The sequence below is a fragment of the Macrococcus equipercicus genome, assembly GCF_004359525.2.
In the GTDB taxonomy this organism is placed as follows: Bacteria; Bacillota; Bacilli; order Staphylococcales; family Staphylococcaceae; genus Macrococcus; species Macrococcus equipercicus.
In genome coordinates this window covers 26777-49487 of the sequence record NZ_SCWC02000011.1, presented here as the reverse complement: position 1 = coordinate 49487, position 22711 = coordinate 26777, and the positions used below count along the sequence as shown (strand labels likewise).

At 44.6% G+C, this 22711-nt stretch carries 26 protein-coding genes; 9 read left to right on the top strand and 17 right to left on the bottom strand.

All coding sequences use genetic code 11. From position 1 onward, the window contains the following. The first annotated feature begins 125 nt into the window (after positions 1 to 125). Positions 126 to 1646, top strand: a complete 1521-nt coding sequence (locus ERX35_RS10680) for a M4 family metallopeptidase (RefSeq protein WP_149459882.1) — start codon at positions 126 to 128, stop codon at positions 1644 to 1646. 40 nt (positions 1647 to 1686) lie between these two features. On the opposite strand, the gene ERX35_RS10675 is transcribed toward ERX35_RS10680, so the two are convergent. The 3 genes from ERX35_RS10675 to ERX35_RS10665 all read right to left on the bottom strand — a co-directional run bounded on the left by ERX35_RS10675 (position 1687) and on the right by ERX35_RS10665 (position 3181). After that, positions 1687 to 2484 (bottom strand): hypothetical protein, encoded by a 798-nt coding sequence (locus ERX35_RS10675; RefSeq protein ID WP_149459881.1) that lies wholly within the window; start codon positions 2482 to 2484, stop codon positions 1687 to 1689. Positions 2485 to 2762: 278 nt separating this feature from the next. Next, entirely contained in the window at positions 2763 to 2981 is a 219-nt protein-coding gene (locus ERX35_RS10670; protein WP_149459880.1) for a hypothetical protein, read from the bottom strand. Continuing rightward, complete coding sequence (locus ERX35_RS10665; RefSeq protein ID WP_149459879.1) at positions 2978 to 3181, bottom strand: helix-turn-helix transcriptional regulator; 204 nt, start codon at positions 3179 to 3181, stop codon at positions 2978 to 2980. Before ERX35_RS10665 ends, ERX35_RS10670 begins: the two co-directional genes overlap by 4 nt. Positions 3182 to 3335: 154 nt before the next feature. On the opposite strand from ERX35_RS10665, the gene ERX35_RS10660 reads away from it, so the two are divergent. Beyond that, on the top strand, positions 3336 to 4373 hold the full coding sequence (locus ERX35_RS10660) for a C45 family autoproteolytic acyltransferase/hydrolase (protein ID WP_149459878.1): 1038 nt from the start codon (positions 3336 to 3338) through the stop codon (positions 4371 to 4373). Between the two features lie 474 nt (positions 4374 to 4847). On the opposite strand, the gene ERX35_RS10655 is transcribed toward ERX35_RS10660, so the two are convergent. The 3 genes from ERX35_RS10655 to ERX35_RS10645 all read right to left on the bottom strand — a co-directional run bounded on the left by ERX35_RS10655 (position 4848) and on the right by ERX35_RS10645 (position 7150). Continuing rightward, positions 4848 to 5606 (bottom strand): NUDIX hydrolase, encoded by a 759-nt coding sequence (locus ERX35_RS10655; protein WP_149459877.1) that lies wholly within the window; start codon positions 5604 to 5606, stop codon positions 4848 to 4850. Between the two features lie 79 nt (positions 5607 to 5685). Continuing rightward, a complete protein-coding gene (locus tag ERX35_RS10650) occupies positions 5686 to 6783 on the bottom strand; it encodes a DUF1648 domain-containing protein (protein WP_170234618.1) in 1098 nt (365 codons plus the stop codon). Then, the gene (locus ERX35_RS10645) at positions 6776 to 7150 is read right to left on the bottom strand and encodes a GntR family transcriptional regulator (protein WP_149459875.1); all 375 of its coding nucleotides are present in this window, start codon (positions 7148 to 7150) and stop codon (positions 6776 to 6778) included. The genes ERX35_RS10650 and ERX35_RS10645 overlap by 8 nt, the downstream gene beginning before the upstream one ends. A 188-nt stretch (positions 7151 to 7338) precedes the next feature. Here ERX35_RS10645 and ERX35_RS10640 point away from each other — a divergent pair, with 188 nt between their 5' ends. Further along, positions 7339 to 8379 carry an NADH:flavin oxidoreductase/NADH oxidase gene (locus ERX35_RS10640; RefSeq protein ID WP_149459874.1) on the top strand — a complete coding sequence of 347 codons (1041 nt, stop codon included), beginning with the start codon at positions 7339 to 7341 and terminating at the stop codon, positions 8377 to 8379. A 4-nt stretch (positions 8380 to 8383) separates the two neighbouring features. Beyond that, positions 8384 to 9034, top strand: a complete 651-nt coding sequence (locus ERX35_RS10635) for an HAD family hydrolase (protein ID WP_149459873.1) — start codon at positions 8384 to 8386, stop codon at positions 9032 to 9034. Between the two features lie 13 nt (positions 9035 to 9047). Here ERX35_RS10635 and ERX35_RS10630 read toward each other — a convergent pair whose 3' ends face one another. Next, positions 9048 to 9461, bottom strand: coding sequence for a DUF2188 domain-containing protein (locus ERX35_RS10630; protein ID WP_149459872.1), 414 nt, complete (start codon positions 9459 to 9461; stop codon positions 9048 to 9050). A gap of 121 nt (positions 9462 to 9582) precedes the next feature. Here ERX35_RS10630 and ERX35_RS10625 point away from each other — a divergent pair, with 121 nt between their 5' ends. After that, a complete protein-coding gene (locus ERX35_RS10625) occupies positions 9583 to 10287 on the top strand; it encodes a PepSY domain-containing protein (protein ID WP_170234617.1) in 705 nt (234 codons plus the stop codon). 44 nt (positions 10288 to 10331) lie between these two features. Here the strand turns inward: ERX35_RS10625 and ERX35_RS10620 are convergent, their stop codons facing one another. Further along, the gene (locus tag ERX35_RS10620) at positions 10332 to 11561 is read right to left on the bottom strand and encodes an aminopeptidase (RefSeq protein ID WP_149459870.1); all 1230 of its coding nucleotides are present in this window, start codon (positions 11559 to 11561) and stop codon (positions 10332 to 10334) included. Positions 11562 to 11813: 252 nt separating this feature from the next. Between ERX35_RS10620 and ERX35_RS10615 the strand changes: the two genes are divergently transcribed. Further along, entirely contained in the window at positions 11814 to 12368 is a 555-nt protein-coding gene (locus tag ERX35_RS10615; protein ID WP_149459869.1) for a thioredoxin family protein, read from the top strand. Between the two features lie 123 nt (positions 12369 to 12491). On the opposite strand, the gene ERX35_RS10610 is transcribed toward ERX35_RS10615, so the two are convergent. From ERX35_RS10610 to ERX35_RS10575, 8 genes are all read right to left on the bottom strand, one after another. Beyond that, positions 12492 to 13391, bottom strand: coding sequence for a nuclease-related domain-containing protein (locus tag ERX35_RS10610; RefSeq protein ID WP_149459868.1), 900 nt, complete (start codon positions 13389 to 13391; stop codon positions 12492 to 12494). 59 nt (positions 13392 to 13450) lie between these two features. Further along, a complete protein-coding gene (locus tag ERX35_RS10605; protein WP_149459867.1) occupies positions 13451 to 13900 on the bottom strand; it encodes a GNAT family N-acetyltransferase in 450 nt (149 codons plus the stop codon). A gap of 13 nt (positions 13901 to 13913) precedes the next feature. Then, positions 13914 to 14525, bottom strand: a complete 612-nt coding sequence (locus ERX35_RS10600) for a LysE/ArgO family amino acid transporter (RefSeq protein WP_149459886.1) — start codon at positions 14523 to 14525, stop codon at positions 13914 to 13916. A gap of 51 nt (positions 14526 to 14576) precedes the next feature. Next, the gene (locus ERX35_RS10595; RefSeq protein ID WP_149459866.1) at positions 14577 to 15053 is read right to left on the bottom strand and encodes a DinB family protein; all 477 of its coding nucleotides are present in this window, start codon (positions 15051 to 15053) and stop codon (positions 14577 to 14579) included. A gap of 1 nt (position 15054) precedes the next feature. Then, the gene (locus tag ERX35_RS10590; RefSeq protein ID WP_149459865.1) at positions 15055 to 17124 is read right to left on the bottom strand and encodes a HelD family protein; all 2070 of its coding nucleotides are present in this window, start codon (positions 17122 to 17124) and stop codon (positions 15055 to 15057) included. Between the two features lie 53 nt (positions 17125 to 17177). Then, the gene (locus ERX35_RS10585) at positions 17178 to 17675 is read right to left on the bottom strand and encodes a hypothetical protein (protein WP_149459864.1); all 498 of its coding nucleotides are present in this window, start codon (positions 17673 to 17675) and stop codon (positions 17178 to 17180) included. Positions 17676 to 17815: 140 nt separating this feature from the next. Then, positions 17816 to 18652, bottom strand: coding sequence for a nuclease-related domain-containing protein (locus tag ERX35_RS10580; RefSeq protein WP_149459863.1), 837 nt, complete (start codon positions 18650 to 18652; stop codon positions 17816 to 17818). Positions 18653 to 18804: 152 nt separating this feature from the next. Next, entirely contained in the window at positions 18805 to 20001 is a 1197-nt protein-coding gene (locus tag ERX35_RS10575) for an NAD(P)/FAD-dependent oxidoreductase (protein ID WP_149459862.1), read from the bottom strand. Positions 20002 to 20161: 160 nt separating this feature from the next. Between ERX35_RS10575 and ERX35_RS10570 the strand changes: the two genes are divergently transcribed. Further along, positions 20162 to 20392 (top strand): hypothetical protein, encoded by a 231-nt coding sequence (locus tag ERX35_RS10570; protein ID WP_149459861.1) that lies wholly within the window; start codon positions 20162 to 20164, stop codon positions 20390 to 20392. Between the two features lie 38 nt (positions 20393 to 20430). After that, positions 20431 to 21579, top strand: coding sequence for a low temperature requirement protein A (locus ERX35_RS10565; protein WP_149459860.1), 1149 nt, complete (start codon positions 20431 to 20433; stop codon positions 21577 to 21579). Positions 21580 to 21592: 13 nt separating this feature from the next. Here ERX35_RS10565 and ERX35_RS10560 read toward each other — a convergent pair whose 3' ends face one another. Beyond that, positions 21593 to 22240 carry a metallophosphoesterase family protein gene (locus tag ERX35_RS10560; protein ID WP_149459859.1) on the bottom strand — a complete coding sequence of 216 codons (648 nt, stop codon included), beginning with the start codon at positions 22238 to 22240 and terminating at the stop codon, positions 21593 to 21595. Between the two features lie 126 nt (positions 22241 to 22366). On the opposite strand from ERX35_RS10560, the gene ERX35_RS10555 reads away from it, so the two are divergent. Then, positions 22367 to 22465, top strand: coding sequence for a type I toxin-antitoxin system Fst family toxin (locus ERX35_RS10555; protein WP_149459858.1), 99 nt, complete (start codon positions 22367 to 22369; stop codon positions 22463 to 22465). The last annotated feature ends 246 nt before the right edge of the window (positions 22466 to 22711 follow it).

The following is a 22711-nucleotide window of genomic DNA, read 5'->3' as shown; positions in this document are numbered from 1 at the left end:
TCATATTATCAAGAAATGTTAACATCTCTTTTATACAGATTTGCGTAAAATACAGATGTCAAACAATTCAAAATAATTATAATAAGAATTAGCTTTAAAAAACCACTATTTAAGGAGTGTATTACATGTCGAAAAAATTCATCGTTCCTGCAGTATTATCTACAGCTTTACTTGCTTCACTTGTTCCAGCGAATGAGTCGTTCGCGAAATCAGATGGTTCAAAGGCACTGACAAAGCTTGAAAAAGTACAGAATAAACAGGAAGCTAAAAACACACTTAAAAATTTACCTGGTTCAAAAGAAGTTAAGAAAACTTACAAGCAGTACGATGTCGTTTCAGTTGAACAAGACGATCTCGGCTTCACTCACTATACATTAAAGCCAAAAGTTAACGGCAAAGTCGGACTGAACACAGAAGTTAAAGTCCACGTCAATAAAGAAGGACAAGTGACATTCGTCAACGGTGACCTTGACCAGAAAGAACTCGCACCGACCAACACTCAAAAACTGACAGCAGAACAGGCGGTCGATAAAGCTTATGCTGCTGCAGGTGTCGATAAAGATGCAGTCAAAAACCAAGGTCGTAAAGTCGTCAAAAAAGCAGATTTAGTCGTCAACCCTGAGCACAATAAACTCGTCTATGATGTTCAGCTGATTTACTTGACACCTCAGCCTGCCAACTGGAAAGTTCAAATTGATGCAGAAACAGGCGAAGTCGTTGCTAAGCAGAATGCGCTGACTGACGTCGGGCCGACTACCGGCAGCGGTACAGGTAACAAAGGCGATACTAAAACATTGAACATCTATGAAGAGAACGGCACTTATTATTTAGCGGATATGACGCACACTGGTAACATCGAGACATATGACGCTAAAAATGCGACATCAAACTATTCTATCGTGACGGATTCAGACAAATATTTCACAAGTCCAGCACAGCGTGCAGCAGTCGATGCGCATTACTATGCTGACCAGGTTTATGACTACTACAAAAATGTCCATAACCGTGATTCCTACGATAATCAGGGTGCACCTATCTACTCTATCGTCCATTACAGCACCAACTACAACAATGCTTTCTGGAACGGTGAATCGATGGTTTATGGTGACGGAGACGGCGTGACATTCTCCCCGTTATCAGGTGCCAATGATGTCATCGCTCATGAACTGACACATGCGGTCACTGAAAAAACAGCAGGACTTGTCTATGAGAATCAGCCTGGTGCATTGAATGAATCATTCTCAGATGTCTTCGGTTACTTTGTAGACCCTGACTTCTTAATGGGTGAAGATGTCTATACACCGAACAAGAGCGGTGATGCACTGCGCAGCATGTCGAATCCAGATCTTTATGGCCAGCCTTCTCATATGAACAATTATAAATACTTGCCGAACACAAAGGCCGGCGACTGGGGCGGCGTTCATACAAACAGCGGTATCCCGAACAAAGCGTTCTACAACACAGTAACGAAACTCGGCAAAGCAAAATCAGAGAAAATCTACTACCGTGCTTTAGTTTACTACTTAACACCTAATTCATCATTCGCAGACGCTAAAGCTTCCTTAGTAAGAGCAGCGACTGACTTATACGGCACAACAGATGCTTCAACTGTGGCTAATGCGTGGAGCCAAGTCGGCGTCAACTAACCAAAAAAAACCGGGTCAGCCGATCCGGTTTTTTTGTCGTTTAAGCGTAACAAGCTTGTTTGTTAGTCCTTGCCATATTTGCTTTCCCGGCTGAACTGTAATAGACCAGTTCACAGTCTTTCCAGTCGGTCTTCACTTTGTCAATGCGGGCGATATGCCATGGATTGTAGAACATCTGTCCTGATTTATTGAAGCAGTAGTCGTCATCAATCATATAGCATGCATGGACGACGACACCATCACGGACAAATACCATGACGCTGTCACTTTCCGGCTGATCAGTCTGTATATAGTGATTACGGGTCAGCATGTCAGTGAACATCTGATCATGCATCCACTCATTAAGAATTGTTTCTTCGTCCGTCACACCGTACAGAGCCGCTGCGAAACAGTTACCACCGTGCTCATCAGGAAATACGCCGTGCAGACGTGTGAAACGGTCAGGCAGCCCTGACACATCCAGCTGTTCTATCGGTTCATCGTAAAGACTGATGACTTCCTGCTGCTGTGCTGCTGTCAATCGTGACCAGAAGCGCTGTGTGATCAGCGTACTGCCGATCAGCATGCAGGAACCTGTCCGTTTCTGCTCATTGAACACAAGCTGCTGCTTACTTGCCGGCAGACTTTCGTACCAGCCGGGCTGTGCAGCAATCACATAGTCATAATCTGAAATGCGCCACGTTCTATGGCAGTTGCTCACATGAAAGTTTTTATAGATGGCATGTCCGCGAAATTCATCTTTCGGGCATACAACGGTCGTCTTTAATTCCTCTGTCAGTAAATCGTACGTTGAACCATCAATAAAGAAGAGATCCTTCTCCTGTTCCAACGTTCTCATACTATCACTCCTCACCGCCTACCTTAGTAAAAATCAGGAGTGAAGTCAACCGACGCGGGCTGGAGACGGAGAAATCAGACAAAAAGTCCCGCTTTGCAGGACTTTTAAACCATATTATCACTTTCGGTTACTCATGCACGGGCAACATCAGCATTATTATTTATTATATTCATTAGCTTTATTGTAATATTTAACAGCTGAATAAATCAACATACCCGCAAATAGCAGCATCCCTATAATCTGGTTCTCACCTTGAGCAATCTGGTAAATAGCGAGAATCAACTTTGAAGAAGGTTATTTGTCGTTCTAAACTTTCTCATGGAAAGCGTTATATATAGTACCAGCGCCATAATAATAATGATGATGGCTCCTGCTTTCATTTCACTGTCGAAACGAGCTGCTAGAAAATTAATCGCATCCAGCCCCCCGCCTAACAGCATACCGAAAATCCCTCCAATCACAGCACCAATCAAAAAGCCTTTCCACATTTTTTTCATAGTTCATCCTCCTTAAAAATAAATACGTCTTCTATCTGTTCCTCAAAAATCCGCGCGATTCTAACTGCCGTCAACAGAGAAGGCATGAAACCATCACGCTCAATCAAACTGATTGTCTGTCTCGATACGCCTGCCCGCTTTGCGAGCTCTGTCTGATTAAAGCCATCTCTTGCCCGCAGTTCCTTCAGCCTGTTTTTCATAATGTATTCACATCTCTTTTCACTAGAATTCATTGAATCTATCTTTATTGTAATATATGTTTTACAATTTGACAAATACAATAGTCAATTTGTTTGTTATGATAGTCAAATCAATTATGTTAGAATATATATAAAAGGCTAAAGGCGTGATCATATGCAGGACGTTACAAGCAGCATTACAGAATTCCGCGGCAGTCATTATGACTTCGGTTATGCCCAGGGAGAATGGATTAAAGGAACACTGATGATGAAAAACCGCGCCCGCGAATGGCGGATCAGACGACCGCGGTTTGATGTGGATATAGAGGAAACAAGACGAGTGTTCAATGAGTTTGCACCGTATATATGGGATGAATTAATCGGGCTTCAAGATTCACTTGATATGGGACTTGAACAAGTGCTGCAGAACTTCGGCGGCTATAGAGTTTATGCGAAAGACTCCGGGTGCTCTGTCTTTACTGCCGAAGGTTTTCTTGTCCGTAATTATGACTATCATCCAGCGACTTACGACGGCCGGCTGACATTCTTTCAACCGGATGACGGCGGTTATGCGACGATGGCCCCTGTCTCGCGGGTGACCGGCCGGATGGACGGCATCAATGAACACGGTTTGACGATGGGCTACAATTTCATGCACCGCAAAAATCCGGGTGACGGCTTCGTCTGCTATATGATCGGCCGGCTGATACTTGAGACATGCAGAGATGTCGAAGAAGCAGTCAAGCTGCTGCAGTCCATTCCCCACCGCTCAAGCTTCTCCTATATTGTGCTCGACAAAAAAGGTATCACACAGATTGTAGAAGTGACACCGCGGGATATTAATATAAGAGAACACCATTACTGTACCAATCACTTCGAAGTCCTCACTCATGAAAACCGAAAAGTACTGACAGATTCTTATGACAGAATGACCGCGATGACTGCGCAGGTCAACAGCGGATTAACTGCAGCCGAGGCATTTAATGCTATGAACAGTTCGACTGCCGGCATCTTCAGTGATAAATATTCCAGCTGGAGCGGCACCATCCACACAAGCTGCTATTTTCCGAAGGAGCTGAAGGCCTGGATAGCGCTCGGCGGTGATACAGAGCCGACAGAACTTGATTTCGGTCAGTGGCTGCAGGGCGGACCGCTGCCGCTGACCGAATTGACCGGCCAGCTTGATACAACTCTTAAATTCGCCAGTGAATAATGGATTTTTTCTTGAAAGTCAGCGAGAAGTGGCCTTCAAACAGCTCCTGAAGGCCAAAATCCAGTCCAACCGACTGAAAATCAGTGAGAAGTGGCCTTCAAACGGTTCCTGAAGGCCAAAATTCAGTCCAACCGACTGAAAATCAGTGAGAAGTGGCCTTCAAACAGCTCCTGAAGGCCAAAATCCAGTCCAACCGACTGAAAATCAGTGAGAAGTGGCCTTCAAACAGCTCCTGAAGGCCAAAATCCAGTCCAACCGACCGAAATTCAGTGAGAAGTGGCCTTCAAACAGCTCCTGAAGGTCAAAATCCAGTCCAACCGACTGAAAATCAGCGAGAAGTGGCCTTCAAACAGCTCCTGAAGGCCAAAATCCAGTCCAACCGACTGAAAATCAGTGAGAAGCGGCCTTCAAAAGTCATAATAAACGCCCTGCAGTTCGCCACTACTGCAGGGCGTTTATTTTGGCTATACTTCTTTAGTTCAGGCGTTCGACAAGATTGTAAGGTCTGCTTGTCATAATATCGAGCGGAAGATAACTCAATTTCTGTGATTCGATAATACGTTCCTTGAAATCGGGGCGTTTAACGTAACGGTCAATCGCTTGTTCAGATGTATCGTAAAAGCCGACATCCTTTGTCTCTTCTTCATAGTCTGCAATTTGGCCGCCTGTAATTTTTCCGTGGAAGACAAACGCTATGATACCGTTAGACACGTTGTGCGAAATATAAACAAGTCCTAATATTTCCACATCGAGTCCTGTTTCTTCCTTCGTCTCTCGGATGGCACATTCTGTCAGGCTCTCTTCATGATCCACCATACCGCCGGGGAGTTCCAGTGTATCGCTTCTATGCAGACTTCTGACAAGCAGTGTCTCGCCTTTGTCATTTTGTGCAAACACACTTGCTGATACACTGTGCAGCGGCTGGAAGTAATTACCCGTCGGCTCCATATGTGTTTCTTTCTTCGAGATAATCCATTTATCATTAGCCAGTTTCTCGGCTACGCTGTTCTTGTAATGAGATGTCTTCTTTCTCAATTCAAAAAACTGCTGATAATGATTTTTATCATGGAATGCCCATATTTCTGTAATCAGTGTACAGTCGGCGTCCACCCAGCGTCCTCTAAGCTTTGCACCGAGCTCAATATAACTGCGGAATACATGGTCATGAAAAAATCGGTTCACTGACTCAAATCCGTCCGGAATAATCTTGACTTCTGTTTTCACTTCATACATATTCCCACGCCCAATCTTATGGTCTTGAACTTATTATAGGAAAGATTGGCCTTGATTGCATGTAATAACGCGCTGCCGGCTAGCCGAAAATAAATAATAAAATGATCGGCAGCAGCGTCACAATAAGAATTACAGCGGAAATAAGCAGTGCTTCCGGCCGTGCAAAGTTCATCGTCATCCCGAACTGCGAAACTTTCGGCACCCAGACGCTCGAATCCTGCTTATTGTAGTAAAACAAGCCCCATTTGTAGTTACTGTCATCATGATAAGGTGCTTTATCGACTACTGCTGCAGTTTCCCGGTACTTTTTGTCTGCACGGAACTGATAAATGATACTGAGAACAATCGGGATAATCATGCCGGCAATCATCACCAGCATGACATAACCCGGCATATAGCCCGGCGGGAACAATAACGGCTGCACAAGAATAAAACTGAACATCAGTGACACGACAACAGCGATGATAAACATCAAATAGCTGTTGTTTCTTCTCACGCTGCTCTCATATTGCTGTGACGCCTCTTTCGCTGCGGGATTAAGCATCATCGGAAAACAGCTGATGGCTGAATTGACCGCTATCAGCAGCAGAAGAATGCCGTAACCGAGCAGCCCTGAATAGAATACAGTGCCGATACTCTTGTCCTCCCAGCGGTCCGCTTCATTATTGATGTTCCAGTGCACCGCTATTCTGTCTGGTATATGACTATAGTTCAGCGCCGTGTAAATCACACTGAGCGTCAGCAGCGCGAATGGAATTAAATAAATCTGCCATGGCAGCAGTGCAAGATCATCCCGGGCAGCTGTATTTGCTGTCCGCAGCATTTTTACACCGACCATCCAGTCATCTCTCTCTTTCAGTGCCTTCATCTTTTCATTGGCGTTCCTGTACAACAGTACATCTATGATGAGCAGCAGATTGAGCAGCATCATCAATATAATGACCGCTGTATGGCCGGCAGACAGCATGACGATAAAGTTGACCATGGCGCTGAGCACTGCCGCTGTAATGACCTGCACTCTAAACTGTTTGATGATGTCCCTTACTTCAGCTTCCTTCCGGTAATTGTCAGGAACGTACACGGAAAACAACATATTACGTTTAACGAAGCGTCCTGATAACAGTATGACGAGGCCTGTCACCCCTATAATCAAACTTGTGACTATCGCTTCAATCATCATTTTCACACTCCTTGATTAATTGATAGATGGCTTCTTTAGATAACCGCAGACATCTTGCTTCATCTATAATAGGCTGCAGTCGTTCTTTCAGTAACTGTACTTCACTGGCACTGGCCGCTCTCACCGCTTCCGGATGAATCATGGCACCCGACTTCGGCTGCACTTGAATAAAGCGTTTATCCTCCAGATAATGGTAGGCTTTGTTCACGGTATGCATGTTAATCCCGAGGTCGCCTGCAAGCATGCGACCGGACGGCAGCGCTTCGTACGGCACCAGCTCTTTGTTCGCAATGCCCCGGATAATCTGATTGGCCAGCTGCAGATAAATCGGGGTGCTGCTTTGATCATCGAGTTCTATATACATTATGTCACCACCTGTTCTATTATTTATATAACAGAATAACAAGCAAAAAATTAGGAATGTTACAACTGTTCTACTGATAGTATAACACTATTCCCTCATTGTGTAAACTGTAACTTTAAAATCTTCAAGCATATTCATGTTATATTGCTTTATTCATTACTATAATAAACGGTATAGGAGGAATGATGATGAAGACTTTATTGAACACACCTTTTACATATAAGAATATGGAACTTAAAAACCGCGTGGTCATGCCGCCGATGTGCCAGTATTCTGTCACAAAGGAAGATGGCACACCGAATGACTGGCACTTTGTCCACTACGCATCCAGGGCTGTCGGTCAGACCGGCCTTATTATCGTCGAGATGACCAATATAGAGCCGGACGGCAGAATTACTGCCAACTGCCTTGGACTATGGGATGATGCCCAGATCCCAGCGTACAAGCAGCTCGTAGACGTCATTCATGCACAAGGCAGCAAAGCAGCGATCCAGATTGCGCATGCCGGCCGTAAAGCGACACACATTAAAACACCGGTCAGCTCGTCAGAAATGCCGGTTGAAGCTCATTCGGAGTTCGGCGAGACACGTTATCCAAGAGCGCTGTCCACTGAAGAAGTGAAGCAGATGGTGGATAAATATAAGGAAGCCGCGCGCCGCGCCGTTGCAGCCGGATTTGATTCGATCGAAATACACGGCGCCCATGGTTACTTGATCCATCAGTTCCATTCACCAGGCATCAACAAACGTGACGATGACTACGGCCGTGACTTATCATTGTTCGGCGTCGAAGTGATCAAAGCCGTTAAGTCAGTCATGCCGGAAGATATGCCGCTGATGTTCAGAATATCTGCCCGTGAATATATGGACGGCGGCTATAATGTGGACCATGCTCTTGAACTCGGCCGCAAATATAAAGAAGCAGGCGTCGATTTATTCGATATTTCAACAGGCGGAGAAGCACCGGCCGGCAGCGACAAGCCCGGCAACTATCCAGGCTACCAAGTACCGTTCGCCCGCCGCTTCAAAGAAGAACTTGATGTTCCAGTTATCGCAGTCGGCATACTGGACACACCGGAAGTCGCTGAAATGACATTGAAAAATAATGATGCTGATTTAATCGCAGTCGGCCGTGGTATGCTGAATGACCCGTACTGGACGATTCATGCCATCAAACAGCTGAGAGATGAAATCATCGTTCCAACACAATATGAACGGGGCATCAGATAGGGCTATGACGTATAAAAATATATTATTTGACCTTGATGGCACGTTAACAGATCCAAAGCTTGGTATTACAAACTCCATCATCTTCTCACTCGGCAAGCTCGATATCGCTGCTCCGCATAACGACGAACTGGAACATTTTATCGGGCCGCCGCTCAGTGAAAGCTATGAATCCACTTACCAGCTGACTGGTGACAGAAATCATCTGGCGGTTGATTACTACCGGGAATATTTTTCGGACAAAGGCCTTTATGAAAACAAAGTATACGAAGGCATCGAAGAGCTGCTCAAGGAACTGAAGTCAGCAGGACGTCATCTGTTTGTCGCTACGAGTAAGCCTGTCGTATTTGCAGAGCAGATACTTGAGCACTTCAAGCTGGATGGTTATTTCGATGCTATCGCCGGCAGTGAGCTTGACGGTACAAGAGTCCATAAAGATGAAGTCATCAAGTTTGTCGTCGACCGCTATCAGCTCGATGTCCATGACTGTGTGATGATCGGCGACAGAAAGCATGATTTAGTCGGCGCCCGCAAAAATAACATGGATGCAATCGGCGTCATGTATGGTTACGGTAGTCTTGCTGAACTGGAAAATGAACAACCTGTAACAGTCGTGGAGTCCGTTGAAGAACTCGGCGATTATTTAAAAGCACATTAACAAGGAGAGCAGTCTACTGCTCTCCTTTATTATGCTGTATCACTTTCGTGCCTTTGTTGCCGGCGATTTCCTTTGCCCGGTCGACTGCTTCTTTCTTCGTGCTGAAAGTGCCGCTCGCACGCTTTGCACTCACAGTTTTCACTTTCCACGCATCTTCTTCGTAGTACACTTCAACATCTTCATCCATCAGCTCGGGATTCGCCGATGCGTCTTTACTGTGCTTTGAGACTTTCTTGTTCTTCAGTTCTTTCAGTTCATCAACAGACGCATCTTTATACCATTTTTCCGCCTGACTTGTTGCAATCGGAATGGCATCCGCTTCTTTGTAACCATTCGTCAGCATCGCGTTACCGATATCAAACGCTTTTTTGCGTTCCAGTTCATCGAGGTTCTTCCAGCTGTCCGGATAATTCTGAGTAGTCCACATTAATGATCCGCCCCTTTCAGTTATACTGTTCTATACCACTTTTGCTGCCAGTTATTCACAATAAAGTTTAGCGGTAATTGAAAGAGGTTATGAGTTTAGTAAAAGTACACAGGAGGATATGATGATGAAATTTAAAATACTAAGCCTGCTGTTGACTGCTGGTCTCGCTCTTGCAGCGTGTGATGCAGATAACAGTAATGATAAAGCAACCAGTCCGGACGATAAAAATAAATCAGAAGTTGATTCTTCAGAAGCGAATAAATCAGATGCAGTCAAAAAGAATGAAGCTGCGAATGTCACAAAAGACAGCAATGCCAATGATGAAGACGATGCAGATGACGCTGTGAAAGATGACGAGAAAGCTTCATCAAGTAAAGACAGCGAGGACAAGATGCTGCTCTCTAAAGATGAGATCACTGCGACGCCTGATGACATCATTAAACAGCTGCAAAATGACAACAAGCAGGGAAAACTGACGAATATCGATTTTGAAAATGATAACGGCCAGTGGGTCTATAAAATCGGTCAGAATGAAAACAATAAAAATATGGTATACACCTATTCCATGAAAGATAAGAAACTGCTGTCCTCTAAAGAAGATGCAGTAGCTAAAGACGAACAGACATTCAACTATGACAAGATGCTGTCTTTCGACGAAGCACTGACAAAAGCACAGAATAAAACAAGTAAAGACGCTAAAATCAAAGAATGGACGCTTGAATCAAAAGATAACATTCCAGTCTATGAGTTCAAATTGATGGACGGTAGCAAAGAAAAAACTGTTATGGTCGACCCGTATGAAGGAGAAACTCACGTAGAGGAATAAATAATAACCCCGCAGACACTGAAACGTATCTGCGGGGTTTGTTATTAAATCACCCAGTTGCCATTGCGGAATACCGGTTCTGATGTGCCGTCTTCCTTGACACCATCGATTGAAAGATCCGGGCCGCCGATCATAAAGTCGACATGAATGATTGAACTGTTCATTCCTCGTGCCGTCAGCTCTTCTTTTGATAATGATTTACCATCTGCGATCGCATTCGGGAATGAGCGGCCGAGTGCGACGTGGCATGATGCATTTTCATCGTACAATGTATTATAGAACAACACGCCAGAATTCGATATCGGTGAATCGTCAGGTACAAGCGCGATTTCACCAAGACGTCGTGCACCGTCATCACTGTCCAGCATATTTTTCAGCACTTCATAGCCCTGCCCCGCTTCGAAGTCAGTGACGACACCGTCTTTGAATGTCAGCTTGAAGTCATCGATGATCGCACTGTTGTAACTCAGCGGTCTTGTGTTGCCGATCACGCCGTTCACCCGTCTGAAGTCAGGGGATGTGAACACTTCTTCAGTCGGCATGTTCACTTGAATTTCCACACCATCAGCATTGACGGCACTCGCACCAAGCCAAATATGGCCTTTGTTCAGACCGATTTCAACATCTGTCCGTTCGGACTTGTAGTGCAGCTTATCATAACCTTTGTCAGTGAGCACGCGTGCCTTCTCGTTTAACTTCTCATTATGCAGCCGCCAAGCTTCGACCGGGTCCTCCTGGTCCACACGCACTGCCTTGATCATTTCATCAAGCAGCTTCATGCGCGCTTCCTCGCCTTTTAAGTCAGGAAACACAAGTTCCGCCCACGCTGTATTCGGAAATGCTACGATGCTCCATGTAAAGTCATAACGCCCGACCGCACGTGCATAGTCACGGTTTGCTTCACCAAGCGCCTTGGCAGACGCCGCGATTTTAGCGGGATCCGCCTGTTTCAGCAGTTCAGGTGTCTGAGAATAAATCTTTAAGTTAGCAATGCGCTCTGCAACGTAAGCGTTCGTTTCATCGATGCGGTACTGTTCTACTGTTTCGAACACGTCAATTGGTGCGTGCTCGTACTTCATCTGCAGCGATGGACCGTCTGACAGTTTCTGGATGACTTCTTTTGCACCTGCTGCGTATGAGGCACGTGTCAGTTCACGTACAAAGTCAATGGCATCAATATCTGCATTCAGTACAACACGCTGGCCCGGCTGCACGTTAAGCCCTACTTTAACGACTAATTCAGCATACTTTTTTACTTTTTCTTCATAATTCATGCGATCACTCCTTTGTCATTTAATTATATTATATCGGAAAACGAAATAAATGAGGAGAAAAAAATAAAAAAGGGACCAGTGCGTACTGGTCCTGAAGGAGACTTGCAGTATGAAAAAATTAGCTGTCTTAAGATTATCAGGCCTTCAATGAAGATTCATCCGTATTTACCGCAAAATCAATGAAAAATCAGATTATTTTGAGAGCTTTATCGGCATTGCTATAATGGGATTGAATACAAGGGAGGAATCATCATGACAAAATTAAAGACTTATTTTGAGAACGGACTGACAGCTGATGACTATATCAATCAGATGGAAGTGAATAAAGAAGAGATGCAGACGATCTACGACAACTTCGAACTGCCGGAAGATGCACGTCTTGAATCCGTGACCGATAAACACCTGAAAGCAATCGCCATCACTGAAGACTGGTGCGGAGATGCAATGATGACTATTCCAGTACTGCTGAAAATCGCAGAACAAGCAGGCATCGACGTGCGCTTTGTCCTGCGTGATGAAAACCTTGATTTAATCGATCAGTATTTGACAAACGGCACAGCCCGCGCTATTCCTATTTTCGTCTTCATGGATAATGACTATCATCAGACAGCTGTCTGGGGGCCGCGTGCTCAGAAAGTACAGGAGTTTGTCACTGAAACACGGAGCGACCTGCCTGCTAAAGAAGACCCGACTTTCGACGAGAAAAGCAAAGAAAAACATCAAGTCATTCACGACAAATATAAAAACACGCCGGAGTTCTGGCAGGAAGTGTATCAATCTATCGTTGACCGACTCGTCCATGCATAGCTGACAGTTGAGTGACGGCTCGTTGTTGTTTATCCGGGAAACTGGTCCACATTTTGATTTGTGGGCCACTTTTTGAGTGAAACTGGTCCACATTTTGATTTGTGGGCCAATTTTGAACTTGTTCTACAAATAGTATTTCACTGATTTTTTCTGTCCTGTAGATTTGAAATATTCTCGCAGCAGCCTTTTAAGTGTTGTCCGGCTGGATAATTGACACCATTCCTCAGCCTCACTAATACTAAAGGGTACTTCTTGTAAGTAATATAGGTCTTGCAGACTTCTCAACAAAATTTCTTTTCTCATAAAGACTCTCATGCATGCCGGGCAGTTGTAATATTTTTTGCCGGTCAACAGAATCTCTATCCGCTTTCTGCACAACGGACATTTTAAACCTCCGGCTATACTGCTAAACTCAGTTTTAACGGGCATATTCAAATGAGGGTTTGGCTGATGTCTCTGTAGTAAATGGTTACCAAGCTGCATATTATGTTCGGTCATAGGATGCGGATTGTCGATAGCAGAAAGGTGATGTTTCAGCTGACTTTTGTACAGCCACTGTTCTTTCTTACTGCCATCAAGATGGAACGTCTCATTAATAAATACAATATAGCTTTCGACTTCATACCGCCAGTCATAACTTTTTATTTCACTTTCCAGTACTGCATGTGCCACAGCAAGCTGCGTATCCGGATTTTTAATTTTGCTGCCTGTCCTGGAGACAAACATATTTCCCTGCAACTGATATGAGCCTTTGAAGTTCTTTACATCATAATGCGTCACGACATAATCATGGATTACAATAAAATCAAACTGCGCTTCACCACAACGATTATTGAGCGAAACGTCCCATAATACGACTGCATGCTTATATGCTTTGATCAGCTCAGCAAAAGACCACTCACCTTGATAGCCCGACTGATAGATGGCATAGTCTTTCGACTGCTTATCAGTCATCTTGACCCGTCCGACCAGCGCATCATAATATTTCAGTCGATAAGGTACGTCACATGATTTTAGTAACAAATGACACCTCCTCTCACTATATTTTATTATAATATAACAAAATAAAAAACATCTTATTATTAATAAGATGTTAACTTTTTCTCCCAGTATATTATGTCAGAACTCTCACTTGTGACGTTAAACGCGAGCTTCTCGAGCACGCGCTGCGACGCCGGGTTATCCTTAAAACACTCTGCTTTCACGGTTAAAGCTGCATTCCGTGCGTACACATCAGCCAGCAGCGCACTGACACTTTCAGTCGCATAGCCCTGTCCGTGATAGTCCTGCAAAAAGCTGTATCCTACTTCAATTTCCAGTGATTCATCCGGCTTCCCTTTAAAGCCGATGTCACCGATATAAGTGCCGTCTTTCAGCTGCACAATCCACACATCCCATCCTGTCAAAGTCGGGTCGATCGACAGCTTCTCGACATGGTTCAAAAATCGCTCTTGCACCGGCTCATCCGCTGTCATGTCATCGATTAACTGCTTGTCAAGCGGCCGGATGGTCAGCCTTTTCGTTATAATCATCTTCTTCCCCCTGTTAAATCAATTCCATAAGCTGTCTCACCAGCATGACGATCACGATCAAGATGATGAATACCGACAGCTTGTTAATAGCAGTGAGCAGTTTGCCATCTTTATCAATATGACCTGCTTTTCTGCCGGCAACAGCGAGCATGAAGAACCAGAGCCATGACACAGCGATACACGTCAATGTGTACGCCCATTTTTCAGCACCGTCATAAGCGATTGAATTCGTCCCGATGACGCCGACTGTATCCATGATCGCATGAGGATTGAGCAGTGACACCGACATAGCAAACAACACCTGCTTCTTCGCTGACAGCGGCGCTCCTTCTTCTGCCGTCACAGCACTTGTCCATATTGACCAGCTCATATAAAGGAGAAATATGATACCGACGATATAAAGCGCGATCTGCAGTGAAGGCATACTCACAATAATGACCGATACACCAAGCACGGCGAGACTGATCAAGAGCGTATCACAAAGCGCCGCTGTTAATATCACGGGAAGTGCACGAGCAAATTTCTGCTGTGTCGCCCCTTGATTAAACACAAAGATGTTCTGCACACCAAGCGGCAGAATCAGCCCGATGGCCAGTAAAAATGCATGTAATACAGCTTGCAGCACGATAGTAACCTCCAGTGAGCGCATTAAAATAGACATCTCTCAAGATGTCTATCATTCAAATAATTGAATCGTTCGAAGATCTTCTCCTTCAACTTTCAGAAAGCTGAACAGCTGGCTGCGGTGATGACTTAAATGCGTCAAAATAGTGAGCAGCCACTCCGTCTGACTGTATGCCGTCCCCCAGTAACTGCGGGATCTGCGCACCAAGTCTTCCTGTTCCAGCTCTTTATACGCATCCTCTAACATAATGAAGCTCAAGTCAAGCCGCGCTTCCAGCATTTCAATCGTTGTCAGCTCTTTCTCCCAGTAAAAATAAAACTGCCGGATTTCTTCTTCCGCTGCACCTTGTGACAATCTGTAGTCTGCTTCCGGAAGCAGCACAATATGTCTCAGCAGTTCAAGACACGTCCGGCCCCCGGGATAGATTTCCTGCTCCATAGAGAAGAAGCTGACACAGTGCATCAGTTCTTTAATACACTCGACCTGAAATTTGATCTGGCTGAATATCGGGTTTAATGGTGGCTGCATATCAATCCTCTTTTCCGACGAGCGTCAAACTTCTAGTCGCTCTTGAGGCGAGCGTATAAAGCAGAAACTTGTCCTGCTCTTGATCATACCCGTCATAATCAATAATGAAGACATATGAAAATTCAAAGCCTTTTGACATGTAGTTCGGCATGATGAGCTTCCCTTTCGTAAAGATGAACTGGTCATGCGTCAGCAAAGTGACGTCCGGCATAGCGAGTGCCGCGTTAATCGCTTCAGCGTGAGCTGCATCCCGGCTGATAATAGCAGCACTCTCGGAATCAAGTGTCTTCAACTGCTCCTTGAAAGCTTCAAAAGAAATAGATGTTACTTCCCTGCCCTGCACACCGAGTGATTCAGTCGTATCATTATCAATCAGCTGTTTTGTGAACTCTGTGATCTGAACAGTAGACCGGTATGATTTGGTCAGTTCAATGGCATTCAACTGGTCCAGCGTATTGACCGGGAACGGATGAACGAGTTGATGCTTATCGCCGAGCATTGTCTTTCTCGCGTTAGGAAAAACAGCTGAAATGCAGGCCAGCTGAACCGGGCTGTAGTCCTGGACTTCATCAATAATCAAGTGCTGGATTTTCGGTTCTTTCTGCAGCCCTTTGATCATAACATTGAGATAAAGCAGCGGAGCGATGTCCTCATAGTTAAGTGCCCTATTTTTAAGCGCCGCCATCGTCCGGTTTCTTGTGCCGCTATCCAGCCGTTTCAACGTATCGAGATAAATGCGCTCAATATTGACGAACTGAAGATGCGCAATATAATTTTTAAGCGTTCTGAACTGCTTGGTCATCTCCTGCTTTGCCCGACGTTCAAGCTCATCATCTGTACCGATATACGTATGCACTTTTTTCAGTGCTTTCGTCCGCTCTTTGATCGCTTTATCGAGTGCCTTATGGTAGCGGGGTGTCAGCTCGACTTGAATCTTCTTAAGCCGTGTATCGATAGGTGATGACTTGAACTTGTCATAGAACAAATATTCAAGTTCTTCAGTCGTAGCAAAAGGCTCCTCTTTAATGCGCACTGTTCTGAACTTCAGTTCACGCTCGGCAAGCTGCGCGATCGTCCGGTCGAGCGCAGCGAGCATTGCCTCGGATGATTTCAATGTAAAGTCGTGCTGCTCTTCAGCGCCGGCATGTCTCATCCGTTCAATATGCTTGAACAGCGTCTCATATTCGTTGCGCCGGCCGAGCTTGTAGCGGAGCCGGAAAAACGTCGTCGCGTTGATTGATGCTTCTCCAAGTTCCGGCAGCACTTCACCGATATAGTCACCGAACATTTCATTCGGTGTGATGAAGAGCATATTGTCAGCCGACATTTTATGACGGTGCAAATATAACAAGTAGGCAATCCGCTGCATAGCAATGGACGTCTTTCCGCTGCCCGGCGGTCCGAGCACAAGCATATCTTTAGCAGACGTCTGCCTAATAATCTCGTTCTGATCCTGCTGGATTGTCGAGACGATGGCTTTCATCCGGTCTTTCGCCGTGTCCACCAATAGATGCTGCAGTGCATCATCACCGATATAAAGTTCAGAATCGAAGACGTCCAGCAGTCTGCCGTCTTCAATGACCAGCTGGATCCGCTCATTGACATCGACCGTTCTCGCGCCGACATCCGGTACATTGTAAGTCACCGGTCCAAGGTGATTGGCATAGTACGTGCTTGCGACCGGCGTCCGCCAGTCATATATAATTAAATCGTTTGTCGATGGGTCTTTTAAACTGTTAAGGCCGATGTAAAGCTTTTCCCGGCCTGCATCGTCATCAGTAATGGTCACCGCTCCGAAATAAGGACGGTCCTTCATTCTACTTAAGCTGCCGGCAACATCCTGCCGGTTGACTTGAATCTCTTCCTGCATTTTAAGCGACGGCAGTACTTGTGAATATTCAATCTGTGTATCATCGGAAATCTCAGAACCAAGCTCGGCCAGCGCGTGACGCCGTTCTTCAATCAACTCGCCGGTCGTTCTGGACAGTTCACCTGTCAGTTCATCATGTATGACATCAATCAGGCTGATGACACCTTCAAGATGCAGTGCTTCTTTATCTTTTGAAACCATAACATCCTCCTTTGCAGTATTACTATTTTAGCGGATTACGCAGTGAGATACAGCTATTTTGACCGCAGTGCCCGCGATAACTGTGAACGTGCCGGCTTTCTATGGATCAGGAGCTGTTTGAATTCACGCGGTGATAAATAAGACAATCTCATATGAAAATAATTGATGTATTCAAGCCACATAAAACTATAGATCAGTATCAGAAGCAGCGGCTGACTGACCGGCAGATTGATGACCATCAGTATAGTCGCAGTGATCATCGCTATAATAATCAGCCGGTGCAGCCAAGCGAACCGGCTGCGCTGTGCAGCAGTCAATCTTACGGGTCGCTTTTCTTTAATACAGCTGTTCATAATCGACCAGAAATAGCTCCCGGCCGCAAGTATGATGCAGATTGTCAGCAAAGGAACGATGTACAGCGGATTCAATAAATAACTGCGTGCCTCTTCATTAATAACAGCAGTAATGCCCCATAATATAATGAATCCTGCAGCAGATGCACCTTCCCCGTACATCAGCTGCTTGACTTCTCGCTGCAAAGACGTTGTCATAGCGCCCCTCCTTTCAGGAAATGCATCATAACTCTCGCGCTTGTGATGCAATTACTGCTTTTTGCATCATAACTTTCGTACTTGTGATGCAATTACTGCTTTTTGCATCATAACTTTCGCGCTTGTGATGCAATTATGGCTTATAAATAATATTTCGTGCCTTTTGTATGGCCGGTTGACTTGAATTTTGATTTCAGCACGCGGTATACGCTTGCTCGTGAAGGGTTACCGCACCAGGCCATTGCTTCCTTTAAATGAAAAGGACTGCCCTTCAAATAATAAAGTTCAGTTAAATTATATTCAAGAAGCGCATGATACAAAGTCGTCCGACTGCATAGTGGACATCGAAACTTCCGCCGGCCTTTGAACGTCACTTCTACAAGCTTGCAGCATTGCGGGCACTTCATACCCCGGGCGACTGCCGAGAACTCACTTTTAACCGGCAGTATGTGATCATGGGGGTTATGACAAGACAGCAAATAATTGCCGAGACCAATATTGTCATGCTTCAGATGATTCGCACGCTCCAGCTCACGGAGATGACGTTTCAACTGCCCGGGAAACAGCCAGTGTTCATTATCGTTATTACCCGAAAAATGAAAGTCTTCATTAATAAAGACGACATAACTTTCCACTTCATAGTGAGAGCTGTAACTGTCGGCATGTGCCTTCAATATTCCGTCCGCCCTCAGCAGCTGGCCAAGCGGGTTTTTCATCAAATATCCGAACGATGATTTCAAGTTATCGCCGGTCAGAACGTAATGACCTTTGACATTCTTCACGTCGTAATGAATTAAACGGCTGCCGTGAATGACTAGAAAATCAAACTGCGCACTTCCTTTATACTGCCAGTCAAGCGCAACATCCCATAACACTATGCATTCCTGCAAGCTTTCAATCATTTGAAAGAACTTTCTTTCCCCGGCAAATCCTGCTGCTGCTTTATAATATTCTGCCTGCTGCCGCTCGGTTAACATTGTGCGGCCGCTCAGTGCCTGATACTATGATAAGCTCTTCATATCTGCTAAACTTTTAATAATCATTGGACACCTCCATATGTTAACTTAAAGTTAACACAGAAGTGGATTTTCTCAAGCAAACAAAATAACCTGACTCAAGCAGTGTCAGGTTATCGCTCCAGTTTGAATAAACGGTGCTGAGGATTCTCTTCTCCGCGTATCATTTCAAGCAGCAATTTTGCTCCAAATGCCGAATAGACTGTTCCATTGCCGCCGTAACCAAGCAGCATGTAGCAGTTCGGCATGTCCGGCACTTCTCCGATAAACGGCTTCCCGTCTTTTGTTTCACCGAACCGCGCACCGTAACAGTCAGCCGCTTCCAGCGTAATCGTCGGGAATAACTTATGAAACTCACGGATTAACCGGCGGGATTTTTTACGGATCAGTCGTTTAGAAGGGATTCTTCTGTTATTATCATCAAGTCCGCCGACTAGAATTCTGTTGCCTTCTACATGCCTGATGTATAGATAAGGTCTCGCTGTCTCCCAGAGCATCGCCTTATCAGCCCAGAACTGATTACTGCTCAGCGGCTTGGAGACAAGGGCGAAAGAGCGGACGAAGCGCTTCTTCTTGATCGCCTTCACGAACTCATTATCCGCATAGCCCCCAGCATAAACAACGTGCTGCGCTGTAATATGGTGACGAGTGACATCACAGCGCACTTCCTCTCCGTCGCTTCTCCAGTTCAGCAGCTCAGTCCGTTCAAAAACCTTAAGCCCGTAGTCCGATACCGCCTTCTCAACTAAACGCTGGATAAATACGTACGGGTTAATTTCTCCGTCACAATGCGTCACAAGCCCCATCGACCGAGAAATACCATATTTGTTGTACAGCTCCGTTCCAGTCAACAGCTCACACGGGAAGCCGAACTTCCTGAGGGCGATATACTCTGCCCGTAACATACTATCATGCCGTTTCTTTGAAGCATAAAGGACGCTATCACGGTCATGAAATTCTACATCAGCAGGCAGTTCTGTGCATAGTTCACGGATATAATTCATACCGCGGAATGACAGCTCATAAAATTCGTATGCGTCTTCCTCACCGAAATCTTCAATACAGTCAGCAAGCGGTTTATCGCTCATAAACTGCAGCAGTCCTGTATTAGCTGCCGAACTTTCTCCGGCAATCGTTTCTTTATCAATCATAATCGTTCGATAGCCAGCGCGTGCCATCGTAAATGCGGTTATCGCACCGCTCATACCGCCGCCCACGATAAGAACGTCACAGACCGCGTCATGGTCAAGCGCTGGATAATGTTTGTTATAGTAAGTCTTCGGCCAGAATAATTCTCCGTTATGCAGCATTAAGTTCCCCTCCTCGCTTTTCAATTATATACCCCATTGTTTGACATGACTACTGCTCTCTAGTAATTTGTAGTAACTAATTACTAGAGAGGATTATATGTATAATATAAGCTTTTTAGGGTATAAACTAACAAATCTATTGTTAAGGGAGCTTGAAATCATGTCAGAAAGTAATGAATACTTACACATTGAAGTTTTAATGGAAGATGGAGTCACTCTCAGTCATTTTGAACGTTTGACGACTAACGAAAGCATCACTTTCAACAACTTCATCGCAAAATTTGACCGTAATGCTAACGGATTTTTATCTATTAAAGAAGGCGATACTTTTTCAGCTATCAATGTCGACAAAATTTTAAAATTGACACCTAAAGATATTCATCACTTTTAAGATCAGTTCACATTGATTTTTTCAAAAGGGGGTCAGCAATGAAAGAGCATTTTGCCGAAGATTTAACAGACAGGCATGAAGAGGAAACAAAGAGTGTGGAACTAACAGAACTCTTCTATGATCTGGTTTATGTTTTTGCTATTGCACAAATATCCCACACGATTCTTAACGGCAAAAATGGTGATATCCCGCTCGACAGCTTTATGAAATATATTGTGATGACGCTTGTGTTTTATTCAGTCTGGTCATACCAGACTGCTTACACAAACCGGTTCGGCGCTCTCCGACCAAAGGACGTCGTGTTTTTGCTGTTCAATATGTTCATCGCTATTTTCCTCGCTATCAGCCTGGACAAGCATTTTTCAGAAGTATTTGATGCGGTTAATATCTGCATCGCGATTCTGTATTTTTCAACCAGTCTGCAGTTCTTTCTAAGTCTGCTCGATAAAATCACAGATGAAGACAGATTCGCAGCCATTACTTTCGGGACAGCGATGCTGATCAGTGCTGTTCTTGCGACTTTCTCGATTGTATTGTCTTCTCCGTTAATGTACATCTTCTTCGGGCTTGCTATTGTGACTGCTTGCGTGTTCCCGATGCCTTTCACAAAAAAGCTGAAGCAGTCAGCTATTAACGTGCCGCATATGGTTGAACGCTATACGCTGCTGACCATTATTATGTTCGGTGAGACCATTATTGGACTGACTAAAATATTCAAGATTGATGATATTAAATATACAGATTTCTTATTATTTTTGATTATTGTCTCTCTGTTCGGCTCTTACTGGATGAAGACAAACCGGTTGATCAGCTATGATAGATACGCCTCTGGTATGACGCTGACTATCGCTCATTTCTTTATACTGATTGGTCTTGGCATGGTCAACGCATCACTTATTCTTGACGCCAACAATGATGTCACGAACCTGTTCAAAGTTCAGTTGATGTACGGTGCGCTCGGCTGTTATTTCACCGGACTGCTGCTGACCTTGAATTATTCTCATGAAGATTTTAAGCACGATAAGCATATGATTGTCATTATGACTGCTATACTCATCGCCGGCTTTTTTATAGAATATTTACTGAAGGACGCACCGTATACATTGCCGATTTCAACTTCAATCATTACAGTATCTATATTTTTTGTCTCTTCTTATATTTACCGCACAAAATATCCTCAGGAATAAGAAGACGACCACCTTACCGGTGATCGTCTTGTTCTACTTTCTCAGTGAACGTGCGCAGCAGGCGGCCGTCAGCACTGATCAGCACGGCTGACAGCGCAGTAAAATTACCTGCCCCGCTGTCTATATTCAAGCTGTGAAATTTCTCTGTATATTCCGGTCGTCCTGTCAAAGTCGGTGTATGGCCGATGACCTGCAATTGCTTCATCCGCTTCAGCTTCCCGCGGAACCGCAGCACACTCCACCATGAATCTTCCTTGAACTTTCTGACACCTAAGAAGTTCACACCGGCATGAGAAACGTAGATCGCTTTGTTCTCATAAAACAGTGGTAAGTTTTTCATCCAGTTGACGTCGTCTTGATAACGATGCAGCAGGTCATAGTCCTTCAATGTATTGCGGTAATTATCCTTCATCTCTTGCAACGGTGTATGACTTTCGATGTATTTGACCATCTCATATTCGTGGTTCCCTTTAAGACACACCGTATCAGGATACTGCCGCTGCAGTTTTCTGATCAGCGCGACGACCTGCCTTGAATGCTGGCCCTTATTAATATAGTCACCGACAAATAACAGCTGCTCCTGCGACGGGTGCCAATGTTTAAGAATTTTTTTCAGTGTATGATAGCAGCCGTGGACATCTCCTATAATATAGTAATTCATTGGTTAATCCATCCTTTTATTAGTTGTTATCATTAAATTACCCCTATTTTATGCGAACATGCGTTCTATTTTATGTTATAATGGCTATGTCGTCACCCTCGTTTATTAGCGGGAGGAGGTGTTATAATGGATGAAATCCTTGTTCGCTTGATTCCTGCTCTGATGAGCGGAATCGCTATCACTTATTTCGGTTACTGGCTGAATCATCGGGATAAGGATCAGTAAATTGACGACAACACCACAAAAAATCCCAGGTCGACTCGCACTCGACCTGGGATTTGGTGTTATCTGAATGAATCCTGTTCGCTTTTATTATAGCATAAAAGCTATGATGATGCCATTTTACTTTTCCAGCAGCCGTTCTACTAAAATACATAACTCTGTAAAATTTCTGTCGCTATTTTTTCACAATCTTTTTGCTAATAACTATAGCGATTATGGTAAGATTTCCTAAGATTGTGAAAAAGGAGT